The sequence below is a fragment of the Streptomyces sp. Isolate_45 genome, assembly GCF_024721315.2.
Classification (GTDB): Bacteria; Actinomycetota; Actinomycetes; order Streptomycetales; family Streptomycetaceae; genus Streptomyces.
In genome coordinates this window covers 1-13,255 of sequence record NZ_JANFAK020000203.1, presented here as the reverse complement: position 1 = coordinate 13,255, position 13,255 = coordinate 1, and the positions used below count along the sequence as shown (strand labels likewise).

Annotated in this window: 13 protein-coding genes and 2 pseudogenes; 4 read left to right on the top strand and 11 right to left on the bottom strand. The window is 69.8% G+C overall.

From position 1 onward, the window contains the following. Positions 1-76: 76 nt before the first annotated feature. The 6 genes from NOD94_RS36440 to NOD94_RS36415 all read right to left on the bottom strand — a co-directional run bounded on the left by NOD94_RS36440 (position 77) and on the right by NOD94_RS36415 (position 6,155). Positions 77-724 carry a hypothetical protein gene (locus tag NOD94_RS36440; RefSeq protein ID WP_281210520.1) on the bottom strand — a complete coding sequence of 216 codons (648 nt, stop codon included), beginning with the start codon at positions 722-724 and terminating at the stop codon, positions 77-79. Between the two features lie 104 nt (positions 725-828). After that, a complete protein-coding gene (locus NOD94_RS36435; RefSeq protein WP_281210519.1) occupies positions 829-1,392 on the bottom strand; it encodes a hypothetical protein in 564 nt (187 codons plus the stop codon). Between the two features lie 275 nt (positions 1,393-1,667). Continuing rightward, positions 1,668-3,167: a carboxylesterase family protein gene (locus tag NOD94_RS36430; protein WP_281210518.1), complete on the bottom strand. Its 1,500-nt coding sequence runs from the start codon at positions 3,165-3,167 to the stop codon at positions 1,668-1,670. 45 nt (positions 3,168-3,212) lie between these two features. Further along, on the bottom strand, positions 3,213-4,109 hold the full coding sequence (locus NOD94_RS36425) for an MBL fold metallo-hydrolase (RefSeq protein WP_281210521.1): 897 nt from the start codon (positions 4,107-4,109) through the stop codon (positions 3,213-3,215). Between the two features lie 63 nt (positions 4,110-4,172). Then, on the bottom strand, positions 4,173-5,135 hold the full coding sequence (locus tag NOD94_RS36420) for a hypothetical protein (RefSeq protein WP_281210517.1): 963 nt from the start codon (positions 5,133-5,135) through the stop codon (positions 4,173-4,175). A 123-nt stretch (positions 5,136-5,258) separates the two neighbouring features. Continuing rightward, complete coding sequence (locus NOD94_RS36415) at positions 5,259-6,155, bottom strand: helix-turn-helix transcriptional regulator (RefSeq protein ID WP_281210516.1); 897 nt, start codon at positions 6,153-6,155, stop codon at positions 5,259-5,261. Positions 6,156-6,288: 133 nt separating this feature from the next. Here NOD94_RS36415 and NOD94_RS36410 point away from each other — a divergent pair, with 133 nt between their 5' ends. Further along, on the top strand, positions 6,289-6,816 hold the full coding sequence (locus NOD94_RS36410) for an SRPBCC family protein (RefSeq protein WP_281210515.1): 528 nt from the start codon (positions 6,289-6,291) through the stop codon (positions 6,814-6,816). A 754-nt stretch (positions 6,817-7,570) separates the two neighbouring features. Next, complete coding sequence (locus NOD94_RS36405; protein WP_281210514.1) at positions 7,571-7,783, top strand: hypothetical protein; 213 nt, start codon at positions 7,571-7,573, stop codon at positions 7,781-7,783. 679 nt (positions 7,784-8,462) lie between these two features. Here the strand turns inward: NOD94_RS36405 and NOD94_RS36400 are convergent. Then, positions 8,463-8,765: pseudogene (locus tag NOD94_RS36400) on the bottom strand (SpoIIE family protein phosphatase); the annotation flags it as partial. Between the two features lie 55 nt (positions 8,766-8,820). Here NOD94_RS36400 and NOD94_RS36395 point away from each other — a divergent pair. Continuing rightward, positions 8,821-9,081 (top strand): hypothetical protein, encoded by a 261-nt coding sequence (locus tag NOD94_RS36395; protein ID WP_281210513.1) that lies wholly within the window; start codon positions 8,821-8,823, stop codon positions 9,079-9,081. A 263-nt stretch (positions 9,082-9,344) separates the two neighbouring features. Here the strand turns inward: NOD94_RS36395 and NOD94_RS36390 are convergent, their stop codons facing one another. Further along, positions 9,345-9,620: an isoamylase early set domain-containing protein gene (locus NOD94_RS36390; protein ID WP_281210512.1), complete on the bottom strand. Its 276-nt coding sequence runs from the start codon at positions 9,618-9,620 to the stop codon at positions 9,345-9,347. A gap of 205 nt (positions 9,621-9,825) precedes the next feature. On the opposite strand from NOD94_RS36390, the gene NOD94_RS36385 reads away from it, so the two are divergent. Beyond that, positions 9,826-10,020 (top strand): hypothetical protein, encoded by a 195-nt coding sequence (locus NOD94_RS36385; RefSeq protein WP_281210511.1) that lies wholly within the window; start codon positions 9,826-9,828, stop codon positions 10,018-10,020. A 657-nt stretch (positions 10,021-10,677) separates the two neighbouring features. On the opposite strand, the gene NOD94_RS36380 is transcribed toward NOD94_RS36385, so the two are convergent. The 3 genes and pseudogenes from NOD94_RS36380 to NOD94_RS36370 form a co-directional block, all read right to left on the bottom strand. After that, on the bottom strand, positions 10,678-11,508 hold the full coding sequence (locus NOD94_RS36380) for a tetratricopeptide repeat protein (protein ID WP_281210510.1): 831 nt from the start codon (positions 11,506-11,508) through the stop codon (positions 10,678-10,680). 170 nt (positions 11,509-11,678) lie between these two features. Beyond that, positions 11,679-12,155: a hypothetical protein gene (locus tag NOD94_RS36375; RefSeq protein ID WP_281210509.1), complete on the bottom strand. Its 477-nt coding sequence runs from the start codon at positions 12,153-12,155 to the stop codon at positions 11,679-11,681. A gap of 61 nt (positions 12,156-12,216) precedes the next feature. Continuing rightward, a pseudogene (locus tag NOD94_RS36370) lies at positions 12,217-12,732 on the bottom strand (transposase); the annotation flags it as partial. Positions 12,733-13,255: the final 523 nt, after the last annotated feature.

The following is a 13,255-nucleotide window of genomic DNA, read 5'->3' as shown; positions in this document are numbered from 1 at the left end:
CCTGGCCTTTCTCGGTCTCGCCGCCGCCCTCTGCTGCTACAAACGGCTCGTCCGCCTCACCACATAGGACACGGTCTTAGCCCACGCGTTCGATGCGCGCCCGCCGGATCAGGTTCTTGCCCGGCTCCCGCACCTTGTCGAAGGCCGCGTTGTTCAACAGGACACAGCTGCCCGACGGGCCGTTCACCGTCACCGTGGTCGCCTGAGCGTTGTCCAGATTCGTCACCTTCAACTTCGTCCCCACCGGGAATGTCCCGCTGCTTGCTGCCGGCGGACCCGCCTCGCCCGAGAACGTCACCGTTGACCCCGGACACACCCTCTCACCCGTGGCAGGCGGCACCACTTGTCCACCCGCTGCACTCGCAGGCGCGTCACCGCCACCTTCCACGCGTTCGATGCGCGCCCGCCGGATCAGGTTCTTGCCCGGCTCCCGCACCTTGTCGAAGGCCGCGTTGTTCAACAGGACACAGCTGCCCGACGGGCCGTTCACCGTCACCGTGGTCGCCTGAGCGTTGTCCAGATTCGTCACCTTCAACTTCGTCCCCACCGGGAATGTCCCGCTGCTTGCTGCCGGCGGACCCGCCTCGCCCGACAACGTCACCGTTGACCCCGGACACACGACGTCAGGGATGGCGGCATTGCCGGGCGCCATTGTGGCGACGAACCCTCCCGTCACCAGTGCTCCCGCGGCGACAGAGAGGACGAGCTTCTTCTTGGAACTCATGGTCCGCTTTCGGGACATTGGCACTCCTCGATCCGATGGACGCTGTCCTCCCCCCGTCCTTCATACGGGCCGACATCATGGTCGAGTGCGGTCTTGTCACTGCCTTACAAATTCTTCCCGCGAGGGGTTGCGCTGTGACAAGTCGAAGCCGGTATCAGGGCGATGGGGCCTTGACCCTGGGTTTTGGACACCGGAGACACTTGGATCTTGATGGTCCAGGAGAACCGAGTCCCTGTGGGGATGAAGATTGCCCCGCAGAGTTCAAGGCGGACGCGGTCACGTTGTACCGCTTCGAGGCAGGGAGTGCCGATCATGTCGGTCGCCGGTGGTCTCGGGGTGAACACCGAGACGATGCGGAACTGGATCCGGGCCGCCGACGGCCGCCGACGTGGCGCCCACTCCGAGCCGCCGCCCGCAGGAGGATCCGTGAGCTGGAGGAGGAGCGCGAGATCCTCCTCCAAGGCGGCCCGGTATTTCGCGACGGAGACGCGCTGGTGAACCGTTACCAGTTCGTTGACGATCACCAGCGCCGACACGGCGTGAAGCGGCTCTGCGACATCCTCGGCCTGGCCCGCTCGAGCTTCTACTACTGGCGACGCACCACATCCGCGAGAGCGGCCCGCCAGACTGTCGAAGCCGGGATCGAGGCCCGGACGCGCAAGGTCCATCAGGACTCCGCCGGTACCTACGGAGCCCCCGGAATCACCGCAGAATTCCGCGACGAGGGCGGATCGGCGTCAACCACAAGCGCGTCGCCAGGATCATGCGGACCATCGGGCTCGAGGGAGTCCGTCTGCGCCGCCGGCACCGGACCACCGTCGCGGACCAGGCTGCGGCGAAGGCACCGGATCTGCTCGGACGTGACTTCACCGCATCCGAGGTGAACATGAAGTAGGTCGGCGACATCACCTATCTGCCGGTCAGCGTTTCGAAGCCCCTCTACTCAGTGGTGCCAGGCCTGGCGTTCCGCAGCGCGGGGGTCGTGGGTGAGGGTCCAGTCCTGGGCGATGCGCATGGTGGCGCGCCGTTCGGTGTCGTAGGTGGCCCAGCCGGGGTCGCCGGTGTGGGCGAAGGAGGTCCAGGCCGCGCGCATCCGCGGCGCCAGGTCCGCGGGTGGGGTGCCGGTTCCCAGCAGTGCGTGGGGGCCGTGGAGCTGTGGCAGGTGGGTGGTGTGGAAGACGAAGGGGAGTTCCATGGTGTGGGTGGCGCCCAACTGTCCGTCCAGTGCGTTCGAGCGCCATGCGAACTCGTAGGCGTAGGTACGCGCAGTGCCGCTCGTGGAGGCGGTGGCGTGTGCGTCGGCGAGGTGGCGGGTGCCGTTGCCGAACAGCGCGGCGCCCAGGATGGCGGATCGTAGTTCGCCGTCCGTGGCCTGTGGGTTTCGGGCGCGGTAGGCCGCGACGAGGCCGGCGGGCGCGTGGTGGGTGCGGGCGGCGGTGGCGTTCACGTCGGCGGGGGTGGAGGTGGTCAGGAGGCCCAGGGGAGCGAGGTAGAGGTTTCCTTCCTCGGCGGTGCCGCCCACCAGCAGATCGATGCCGTGGCCGGCCGGGTGGGCGTCGGCGGCCTGCTGGTCCGCGACGAGGCTGAACGGCGTGATCCCGGCCATGGGGTCGGCATGGGTGGGGGTGGCGAGGTCGAGGCCCGTGAGCTCGGGCATGATCTCGACGAACCGCTCGTCGCTCACGGCCGCGAATGCGTCGAGGTGGGGCCGGACGTCCAGGGTGCGGGCGGCCGCGTGGGTGGTGCGGGCGGCCTGCTCGGGCGTGAAGGCTCCCTCGACGGTGCCGCTCTGGACGATCGCGCGCCGGAAGAGACCGGTGGCGGGTGCGGCGGTCAGGATGGCGCCGACGATGATCGCTCCGGCGGACTGGCCGAACAGTGTCACGTTGCCCGGGTTACCGCCGAACGCACTGATGTTCTGCTGGACCCAGCGCAGTGCGGCGATGACGTCGAGCAGTCCCCGGTTGTCCGGTGCTCCGGGTACATGGAGGAACCCGGGGATGCCCAGGCGGTAGTTGACGGTGACGAGCACGACGCCGTCGCGCGCGAAGGCGCTGCCGTCGTACAGCGGGGCCCGGGTGGAGCCGGCGGTGAATCCGCCGCCGTGGACGAAGACCATGACCGGAAGGTCCCGGCCCGCGTCCTCGGGTGCCCGGACGGTGAGGGTGAGGTAGTCCTCTCCCTTGATCCATCCGGGGCCGAAGAACGGGGACATGTCCAAGGTCCCGAAGGCGTCGCGTCTGGCTTGCGGGGCAGTGGGGCCGCGTCGGGTGGCGTCACGCACTGCGGGCCAGGGGGCGTGGGGGCGGGGCGGCTGGAAGCGGTCGCGCCCGGTGGGGGGTGCGGCGTAGGGGATGTCGAAGAAGACGGTCGTGCCCGGGTGGCGCCGTCCGAGGACGGCGCCACCGGCGGTGGTCACGACGGGCTCGGCAGGGATGTGCATGGTCGGCCCGTGCTTTCGGTCGGAGGCGGATGCGTAGGTCGGAAGTCAGAGCCGGCTGAAGGGGGCCCATCGCTTGACGGCGAAGGCGCCGGCGTCACGCCGGACTTCCAGCGCGCCGTGGCCGGCGAGGTGTGCGGGCAACACCAGGGCGTTGTGGTCGGCGGCCCGGCCGAGGATCTTGTGGCGGGTGGCGCGGGAGGCGGCCGGGTCCTCGCAGAAACAGCTGTTGTGATCGGGCTCCATGATCTGCAGCGGCGTGTGCAGCAGGTCGCCGACGAACACCGCGCGGTCGCTGCCGGAGGCCAGGGTGAGCACGCTGGAGCCGGGGGTGTGGCCGGGTGCCGCCTCCAGCCGCAGGTTGGCGTCGATGGTGTGGCTGCCCTCCCACAGCAGGACCTGGCCGGCGGCGTGGACGGGCGCGATGCTGTCCTCGAAGACGTTCTCGTTGACACCGCCGGCGATGTCCGGATGCGTCGCCGGGTTCCAGCGCTCGAAGTCGGCCCGGGGCATCAGGTAGGTGGCGTTGGGGAAGGTCGGCACCCAGACGCCGTCGACCAGGCGGGTGTTCCAGCCGACGTGGTCGACGTGCAGGTGGGTGTTGATCACGAGGTCCACGTCCTCGGGCCGGACGCCGGCGCGGGCGAGGTTGCCGAGGTAGTCCAGCCGCAGGTGGTCCCACGCCGCGACGGCCGGGCGGGACTTGTCGTTGCCGACGCCGGTGTCGATCAGGATGGTGCGGCCTTCGCTGCGCAGCAGCCAGGTCTGCATGGCGACGTGGACCATGGCGTCGTCCGTGCCCAGATGGTCGGGCACAAGCATCTCGCGGTGGTCCTTCCACGCCTGCTCGGGCAGGTCGGGGAAGAACTGGTCGGTGGGCATGATCGGCCCGTGCATTTCCTCGATCCGGATGACAGTGACGTCACCCAGAGCGATCTCGGGCAGGTCGTGGGCGTCGTGCATGGGTCCTCCGTGAAGTGTGGGTCGGTGGGTGCCGAGAGCCTGGGCTCAGCAGCCCAGCCGGGCGAGGACGAGGTTGGGGTCCTGCGAGGTGAGGTAGGCGGCGCTCATGACGTGGACGATCCGGCCGTGCAGCGCGATGGAGGTCGGACCCTGGAGGCCGTCGGCGGCGGTCAGGACGGTGCTACGGGTGCCGTCGGACCGGATCAGGACGACCTGGTTGACGGTGTTGAGGGCGGCGGTGATCTCGTCGCCGCGGCCGGTGAAGGCGAAGTCGTCGATCCCGGTCAGGCCGGTGGCGGTGACCCGGGTGGTGCCGGCGCGCCCGTCGGCGAGGACCGGGATGCGCAGGACGGTGCCCTTGTCGAGGTTGGTGGCCCAGAGCGCCCCCTTGTGGATCTTCAGGCCGTTGGCGCCGAGGAACCCGGCGGGGGCCAGCGCCGGGTCGGTGGACCAAGCGGTGGCGGTGCCGCCTGAGGCGGGCACGCGCCAGATGGTGCCGAGGGCGGAGTCGGCGACGTACAGCGTGCGGGTGCGGGCGTCCAGGGCCAGACCGTTGGGCAGGCCGGCCGCGGGCAGTGCGGCGATGCGCTGCGGTCGGCCGCCCGGGCGCAGACGCCATACGCCGGTCAGATCCGCGGTGCCGGTGGCGTAGAGGAAGTACAGGGTGCCGTCGTCGGCGCGGACGATGCCGGTGGTGAGCGGGAAGCCCAGGGCCGGGGTGTGGACGCCGCCGTCGGCGGGTTCGGGCAAGGTGGCCAAGATTCGTACGCTGCCGCCGCGGGAGACGGCGGCGACCTGGCGGGCCTTGGCGAACGTGGCGTACGCGGTGCCGTCCGGGGCCAGCGCGAGGTTCTCGGGTGTCTGGCCCTTGGCCAGGTCGAAGTGCACGGCGGTGCGCGCGCTGCCGAGCGGAGCGGAGGCGGCCGACGCCGGGGCCGGAACGGCCATCGCGACTGCGGCGGCGGACAGGACGGCGGCCTTGGAGAGCTTGGAAAGCTTGGTGAACACGATGTTCCTTCGCTGTTTTCAGGCATGCGGCAGCGGTATGCCGACGCATGGGGGAGAAGGGTGACGGACATGTCCGGCCGGGATCGGCACGCACGCGCGGGTGCGTGCCGACCGCGGGCGGGGTCAGCCGACGCTGAGCCGGGTGTCCGAACTCGCAGGGAGGGTCCGGGTGCTGCTCCGGTCGATGACCCGGGCGAGGAGGTCCAGAGCGGCTCGCGAGGGTGAGCCCGCCGAGGTCGTGGCGACCACGACGCTGGGGCCCGGCCCCTGGCTCAGGGTCTGCTGCATGACGGTCAGTGGACCGACCAGCGGGTGCCGCATCTCGTAATCGGTGACCGTGCAGACCTTGACCCGGTGGTCGGCCCACATCGAGGCGAAGTCCTCGCTCTGCGCGCTGAGCTCGCCCAGCAGCGTGTGCAGTGCGGCGTCCTGCGGGTACTGACCCGCCACCAGGCGCAGGTTCCCCACCACCGCTCGGGCCTTGGCCGGCCAGTCCGCGTACAGGTCGCGGGTGTGGGCGTCGAGGAACACCAGCTTGGCCATGTTGGGGCGATGCGCCGGTACGTCCGGGGCACCGGGGTCTAGGTGTCCGGCGAACAACGCGTGGCCCGGCCGGTTCCACGCCAGGACGTCACTGCGCCGGCCGATCACGATCGCGGGGACGTCCCCGAGCGCGTCCAGGAGCTGGGCGGTGGCCTCGCTCACGCGCTCCGGCGCCGGGCGCCGCCCGTTGCGGGGCTTGGCCGATCGGGCCAGGTCGTGCAGGTGCCGGCACTCGGACTCGTCCAGCCGCAAGGCTCGGGCGATCGCGTCCAACACCTCCGACGAGGCGTTGAGAGAGTGCCCCTGTTCCAGCCGGGCGTAGTAGGAAGCGCTCACCCCCGCCAGCAGCGCCAGCTCCTCACGCCGAAGCCCCGGCACCCGCCGGCGTTCCCCGTACGTCGGTACCCCGGCCTCGTCGGGTCGAAGCCGGGAACGCCGCGTCCGCAGGAAGTCCCCGAGCTGTGATGTCCCGTTCATGCCTCCGAGTATGGGTCGGCCCGCTCCAGGCAGCCCCTCCCTGTCGGGGATAGGCACGAGGGGGTCTGGCTCCCCGCCTCGAAGCGCGGTGAGCTGGGTCTCACCGCATCCCGCACCCGTCCAGGAGGACGCCTTGAGCACCGCGACCCGCGAACACGACCCCTTCGAGACCTTGAACGCAGCGGATTTCGCCTTCACCCGGCGCACCTGGATCGACGACGCCCCCGCACGGGTCTACGACCTGATCAGCGACGTGTCGACGATCCACCGATGGAGCACCAACGCCACCGACGTCGCCTTCGACGAGGACGCCGGACCCCAGGTCGGCTCCTGGTTCAGCGGCCTCAACCGCAGGGACGGCAAGCAGTGGACCACCCGCTCCCAGATCACGCAGGCCGACCCCGCCTCCGCCTTCGCCTTCGTCGTCGGCGGTGCCCAGGACGGCATCGTGCGATGGAGCTGGACCTTCCGTCCCCGGGGACGCGGAACCGTCGTCCAGCAGTCATGGCAACTCCTGCGCCTCGACCCGGTGCTGGGCACCACGCGCGGCGACCTCGACGCCCTGCGCGACTACATGGCGGACAGCGCCGAAAGCACGCTGATCTCCCTCTCCCAATGGATAGCCGAGGAACACCACCCCGACACCGCCCGCAGCCAGTGACTGGATCTCCAGCTGCCGGCTACGGGGCCTGAGGATCCCCCGACGGTCGCGCGCCGGGGCAGGGTTCGCGCACATCGGGTGCGGCGGAAATCCTGGAACGGCGCCCGACCTGCCGAGCCCATTCCACGCCGAGTTCGGCGAGGGTTGCGTGCTGGATGATAGGCGCCAGGGAGTCTTCATCGGCTGGCGACATGGGTGTTCATCGGACTGTGGGGCGCTGGGCCGGGCTGACTGGGTAGAGGGGGACGTTCTCCCAGCGTGAATCGGTGCCTCCTTCCCGGGCCCGACGGTCCGGCGCGCCCACGATCTCCCGTATCGAGCCGAGGCAGGCGTGAACCGGTGATCACCGGAGCAGACGCCTGTTCCATGCCCGAGGAGTCCGCCCAGCTTGTCGACGCCATCACGGTGGCCGTACGTGACGGGGACGATCACCGCATCGCTGTCCTGCCAGACCGGTTCAAGCACGTGGCCGACCTTCCCGACCTGATACGACTGCGGCACCGGCTCATCGGCACGCCCACTCGACACGGTCCATGCCCACGGTCGGCGGCTGCCTGGCCCGGGTCGCGCGCGGCCCCGTGCCCCGGAGGCCGGAGCTGGTGTGACGTGCGGGTCGCCGGATCGTTTCAGCAGATGTGAATGTCGCATTCCGATTGTTGAGGCTCGTCCCCCGTCGTCCCGCCCGCCGCCGGCCACACCGGTCCCCGCGCCCCGACAACACTGACGGTGTTCCGGCCCCGGTGGGGGAGACGACGTGATCGAGCGGTCCTTCTACTGGTGTCGTGCATGCCGCGGGCCCCTCTACGCCACCAGTTCCCTCGCCATCCCCGCCGGCCGGGACTGGGAGATCGACCATCAGCAGCCGGGGACGTGTGCCAACCGGTATCTGATGCCCCTGACCGGCAGGGCCACCGACCCGGAAGATCTGCCCAACGCTCCGCGCGTCCTGCGCCCCTTCGGATTCTGAACCCACCAGGTCGTGGTTTCCGCCCGCGAGGTTACGGGCTCAGGCTAGGTGGTGCAGCCGTCGCCTTGGGCCGCGGGCGAGGTCAAAGGCGGTGATCCGGTGCGTGGTCGCGGGGTGTCCGCCCCCGCGTGGTCAGGGGCTCCGGAGACAATGGAGCCCATGGGGACGTGCTGGGTGTACCAGTTTCGGGATGGCCCGGAGCGCCAGGTCGTCGAGGTTTTGGCCGATGGGGACGGGAGGCCCCGGCAAGTCCAGGTACGGGAGTGCGTCGGTTCGGGTGGGCTGGTGGACGGGTTCGTCCTTCGGCATTGCGACGCGATGGCCCGGGTGGCCGTCTATACCTGGGTGCGGCGGGGGAGGCCCGAGCCGGTGACCGCTCAGTTGCTGGAGCTTCTGGCCGAGGTCTGCCCGCAGGAAAATACCTGGTAAGGCTACTCAGTGCCGATGGATGAGCGGCCGCCGGAGCAGGCCCACGGATGTGGACCAGGACCGATCGCCGTCAGTGGAGCCGAACCTGTCGGTGCCGTGGCGCGAGAGGGCCGGCGGCGCCGATCCTCGCGGGCGCGCATGCCGCGCGGGCCCGCGTCGGCAATGTACCCGGGCCGTCACAGCCGGCGGCGGTTGCGGCCTGGCTGTTGGTATTCGCCCGTTCGGGGCGTGTGGGCGGGGAGCCCGGCGGTCATGGTTTGGGAGCGGGCGGTCCGGTCGTTGACGGTGCTGAGGCGTTGGTGAGGTCGGCGCCGGTGGCGGCGTCCCGGTGTGAGTTGTGGACGCCGTGCCAGTCCAGGCACATGACGGTGGCGTCGTCGTCGAGATGGCCTTGGCCGGCGTCGACGATCGCTTTGATGAGGGTGCGGGCGGCTTCGCGGGGGTGCAGTGCGCGGGTGCGGATGATCAAATCCGGCAGGTCGAGGTTCTCGGCGTTGCGCTCCAGCATGCCGTCGGTCAGCATGACCATCCGGTCGCCCGGGTGCAGGTCCATCCCACCTGCGACTCACCGCCCATGACTGAGACTGTGACGGGAGATCGTCCAGGCCGTGCACGACGGTGACGATCCGCGGATCCGGAATCTGCTCGTGGAACTCGCGGCGGTGGCCGACACCGACGCCCTTCTTCACCTGCGCCGGCGGCTGTACGACAGCGGGGCCGCACCGGGCCCCGCCACTGACGAGACCCTGTCGCCGAGAAGTGATGGTCCCGCCCCGCCCGACTGGGCTCAGGGGCGGAACGACTGCTCCTGCCGCGCCGGCGTCGAGTCGGTGAGCCGTCGCCGTTCAGGCGTCGAGGGACGGAAGTGACCGAGGTTCAAGATTGCTGCCATGCCACTCACGCCTTGGTCCTTCGTCCTGTGACATGGGAGCCGGCCGCGTCTCCATCGGTGCGGATCCGGGCTCGGGGTGCCGGATCCGCTTCCGAAGGCCTCGAAGGGGACGGCGGCCCCGTCGCCGGGCGAGGTGGCGGGGCCGCCACACGTATGCCGGCCCGGGATGGAACGGGCCGGTGGGCACGTGTCGTCGCTTTCAACGTGCGCGGTGGTGGTGCGTCACGCGGGTTGGGCTGTTCAGGTGTGCAGGCGGCCGTTGGGACCGTCCTGGGTCTCGGCGTTGTCGTCGTTGAACCAGTAGTCGCCGGCGGCGAGGTAGCGGAAGGAGTGGGTGCTCGCGGCGGGCAGGGCGACGGTGACGGCCCGGTTGCCGTCCTTGCGGGGGGCGAGGGTGTGGATGCCGGGCTGCCAGTTGTTGAAGTCGCCGACCACGCTGACCGGACCGGGCGGGGTGTCGGCGGGCAGGACGAAGGTGACCTCGGTGCGGTCCTCGCGCGGGCGGCGCTCCAGCATGACGATCGGCTCCTGACGGACGAAGGTGGACGGGTTCGGCTCATCTTCGGCATCGGGACCACGACCCGCACGCCGACACGTCCGCACCCGGCCCCCACCACCATCACGACAATCCGTGGTCGAGGAAATGCGGAAAGTGATGTCTTGTGTCAGTTTGGCGGGAGGCGGAGCAATCCGTACCCCAACGCATCAAGGAGTGGCTGTCATGGGCGGTAAGCAGGACAAGCGCCAGGAGCCGGGCAAGGGCCGCGAGGAGCAGCAGCGCCCGCAGCGACCCGGTCAGAACCCGGTGCGCCCGGTGCCGGGCACCCCCTCGCGTGGCGGTGAGCGCCCGCAGGAGATGGAGCGGCGCCACGAGGAGGACTTGGGCGACGAGCGCCTGCGCAACAACGCCTTCTGAGTCGAAGCGGCACCCCACGCACGCAGAACCCGGCCGGGCCCGTAGTCACCCGGCCGGGTTCTGTTCTGCCCTGTGGCGGGCCAGCACAGCAGGCCGCCGTATCGGTGGTGTGGCCTCTTGGAACGGGAAGCCCCAACATGACCTGCGTGTGCGGGGCGGGCGTTGCAACTCTTGCCGCAGACTGCAGGGGCCCGCACGAGCTACATCTGGATCCGCTTCGGACGTACGCCTTCAAGCCCGACACATCCCTGTGATCATGAGCTCCTTGACGCCTTCGGACCGGTGCCCCTGCCGGACACCGTGACTCCTTAGCTGTATGAGGTGTCTTTGTCCGCGATAGCCGGAGGCAGAGGTCTGTCCCGTCTTCGGGGGCTGGCGGTGCCGCAGAGGTACCTGCGCGGGCGGTTGCAGCGGTAGTCGACGGCGTTCGGGCCGCGCGGCTTCAGCGCGACGCAGGCAGCAGCCGTGGGACGGGTGGTAGCCGCGTGGCTCAAGGTGTGGGTGGCGCCAGGTCCAGGCCCTCGATCATCCGCGGGTTGTTCAGGATCACTCCGGCCCACGGCCACCCGATATCAGGCTACGTACTCGGCCGACTCAGGGATTCAGTATCAGGTTCTGAACCCCCACGTACGCCGTTATCCGCCGCGGCCCGCCTGCTCAAGCCCCGTCGATGCGGTCGAGGAGTGCCTTGGCCTTGCAGGTGCGATAGTGGTCCGGCCCGAAGACCGCCAGGCATGCGTCGTACGCGGCCGCGGCCCGCGGCTGGGCCTCGGTGCCACGGCCGAGCCCGAAGAGAGCCGTCGCTGCTGCCAGATCGACCGTGCCGGTCGCCGGCCGGTAGTCCCCCTCGGACAAACTGCGACGCATCACGTCGGCACGCTGCACCTCGGCCAGGGCCTCCGCATGGCGGCCCTGCCCACTGAGGCTATCGGCCAGAGCAAGCCGCAGGACCAGCCTGAGCGGGTCGGGTTCGAAATGGGTGGCGAGCACCAGACGCACCAGCACCTCGGCCTCCACATGGCGGCCCAGAGCAGCGAGGGCGTAGACCTGCCCGTTACGGGCGCCCGCCGCTATGAACTGCATGTCCGGCCCCGTGCCACGGTCCGCGAGCTGCGCGACGGCCGCGCACTCCGCCTCGCATTCGCCGTACAGGCCGAGAGCAGCCAGCTCCTGCGCGCGGTCCGAGCGCAGCTTCAGGGTGTACCGGTGCTCGGAGCCGTAGTCCCTGACGAAGGCCGGCAACAGCTCGTCGAACATGGCGACGGCATCGGCATGACGGCCTTGGGCGCCCACCGTGACCGCGGCGATGCCCATCGCGAGCGGCCCGTAGTGCGCGTGGCGCGGCCGGAATGGGCCCGCGGCCACGGAGCGTGCCTCCGCCTCGGCCTCGGCATAGCGCCCCGCCCGGTACAGGACCGCGGTTTGAGCGAAAGGGGTCCCTGCCATCCGACCTGCATCGTTCCGGCGACGCCAACGAAAGAGCCTCATGCCCGGAGCATACGAACAGCGTTCACCGGCACCGGCGCGGCCCCCTGGCCAACCGTCTTCGTTACGCCTGCGGTCAGGGAGTTTCGAGGCACAGTCTGTCCGTATCACTGCCGCGAACCCCGGAGTTCAGGAACAGGTTCTCACCTTGTCGTTCAACGGTCACGTGATCATCAATCCCATGCGTTGAAGAGCAATCCGCCCAACGTGGTGATGTCGTAGAAGCGAACCTGACGCCACTCGCCCTGGGTAAGAACTGAGGTGTCCACGTCGGAGAGAGGCGTGGAGAGCTGCTCGCTGCTCAGAACCACGAAGCCCGTCTCCGCGAAGGTATGGGCCCATGATGGAACGGGGAGAAACTCTTCTCGGTACCAATCTCGGCGTTCCTGAGCGAAGGCGATCCAGGGTTGATGGGCGTGACAAAGGATTACGCTCTCGCGTGTGCGATCGACGACCGAGGCGACGTGGAAGGTCCGGGGGTAAGCCTGCTCCTCCAGCTCGCCCACCTCGCCTCCAGCGATGCGGGCGGCTGCGTGCAGCGCGGTCCGGAACGCTCTCAAGTCGGTTTCCGGAAGCGGACCGTCTTTCGGCACGTAGAAACCCGTCGCACCCCGCGGCAGCGTGAAGCCTGCGCTCCCGTCATTGACCATGTCGCATATCTTGCTCCACGCGCGACCCGCGTGGTTGTCGTGGGTGCTCTGAACTGCGGGTTCATGAAGTGCGGCGGGGCTTCGTCCCAGTTCTGTGGTGGGCTGGGCGGCTGTATGCGTCGCCGGTGGCCAAGACGCTGCCCACATCATGATGGGTGGCCGGGCGGCAGTTCTGTCGAACCCTGCGGCCGGCCTGGCCCGGGTTGGTACGGTTCGGTGCGCCGGCGGGGGATCCGGTCTTCGCGTGCAGGTCTCTGAACCCCCTGCGGACGCGGGCGGGTGTCAGTTTGTTCGGCGCGGCCGGCTTCTCCCAGGGCCTGCGGAGGTCGGTGGCCGGGGAGCGGGCGAGCCGGAGCTGGGCATGGGCGGCGATCACGAGCCAGGTCCACCGGTCGGCCGCTTCCGAGCTGCGAAGCCGGGGCTTGGCCCAGCCGAGTGTCTGCTTGAACAGGCGAAATGTGTGCTCGATGTCGAAGCGGCGGAGGAAGGACTGCCAGCAGCGGTTGACGTCTGCTTCGGCGGCGCCGGTGCGCGACCACCACAGCCAAACCGGCTTGTTGACCCCGCCGCTGGGCAGCTTCGATGCGCCGGGTGATACGGCCATCGGTGCCGATGAGACGGCCCAGCGGGCCGACACCCACTTCGCCGGAGATCCGTTGGACAACTCACCCGTGCGGGCGGCCGGATTCACAGGACAGGCGGCCCCATCTGCGGCGCGGCGGCCCTGACCGGCCGCAGCCCAAGAGGTCCACGCGGTAGTGCCACCGGTCACGGCGACCCGCTCCTGCGGTCGGCGTGACCGCTCCACCGCGTGGTGGTCAGTCCGGCCAGACAACCCGCGAGGCCCGTTGGTGTCCTGTGGCGGTCGCGCGGGCGGTTTCGCGGGAAGGCAACCGCAGATACCGTGCCCTAATCGGAAAACACACAATGTGAGCGCTGGACGCGCGTGATGTGACGGCCCGAAGATGCCATTTCGCTATGAGCTCGTAACACGGGGACCGGCTGCTGGACATCGCGGCCGGCTGCGGCGGCACCGAGGTTGAGTTCACCCCGGCCCCGCAGGGAAGGTCGGCAAGGCGGAGGGCCGCCGCCCCATGAGG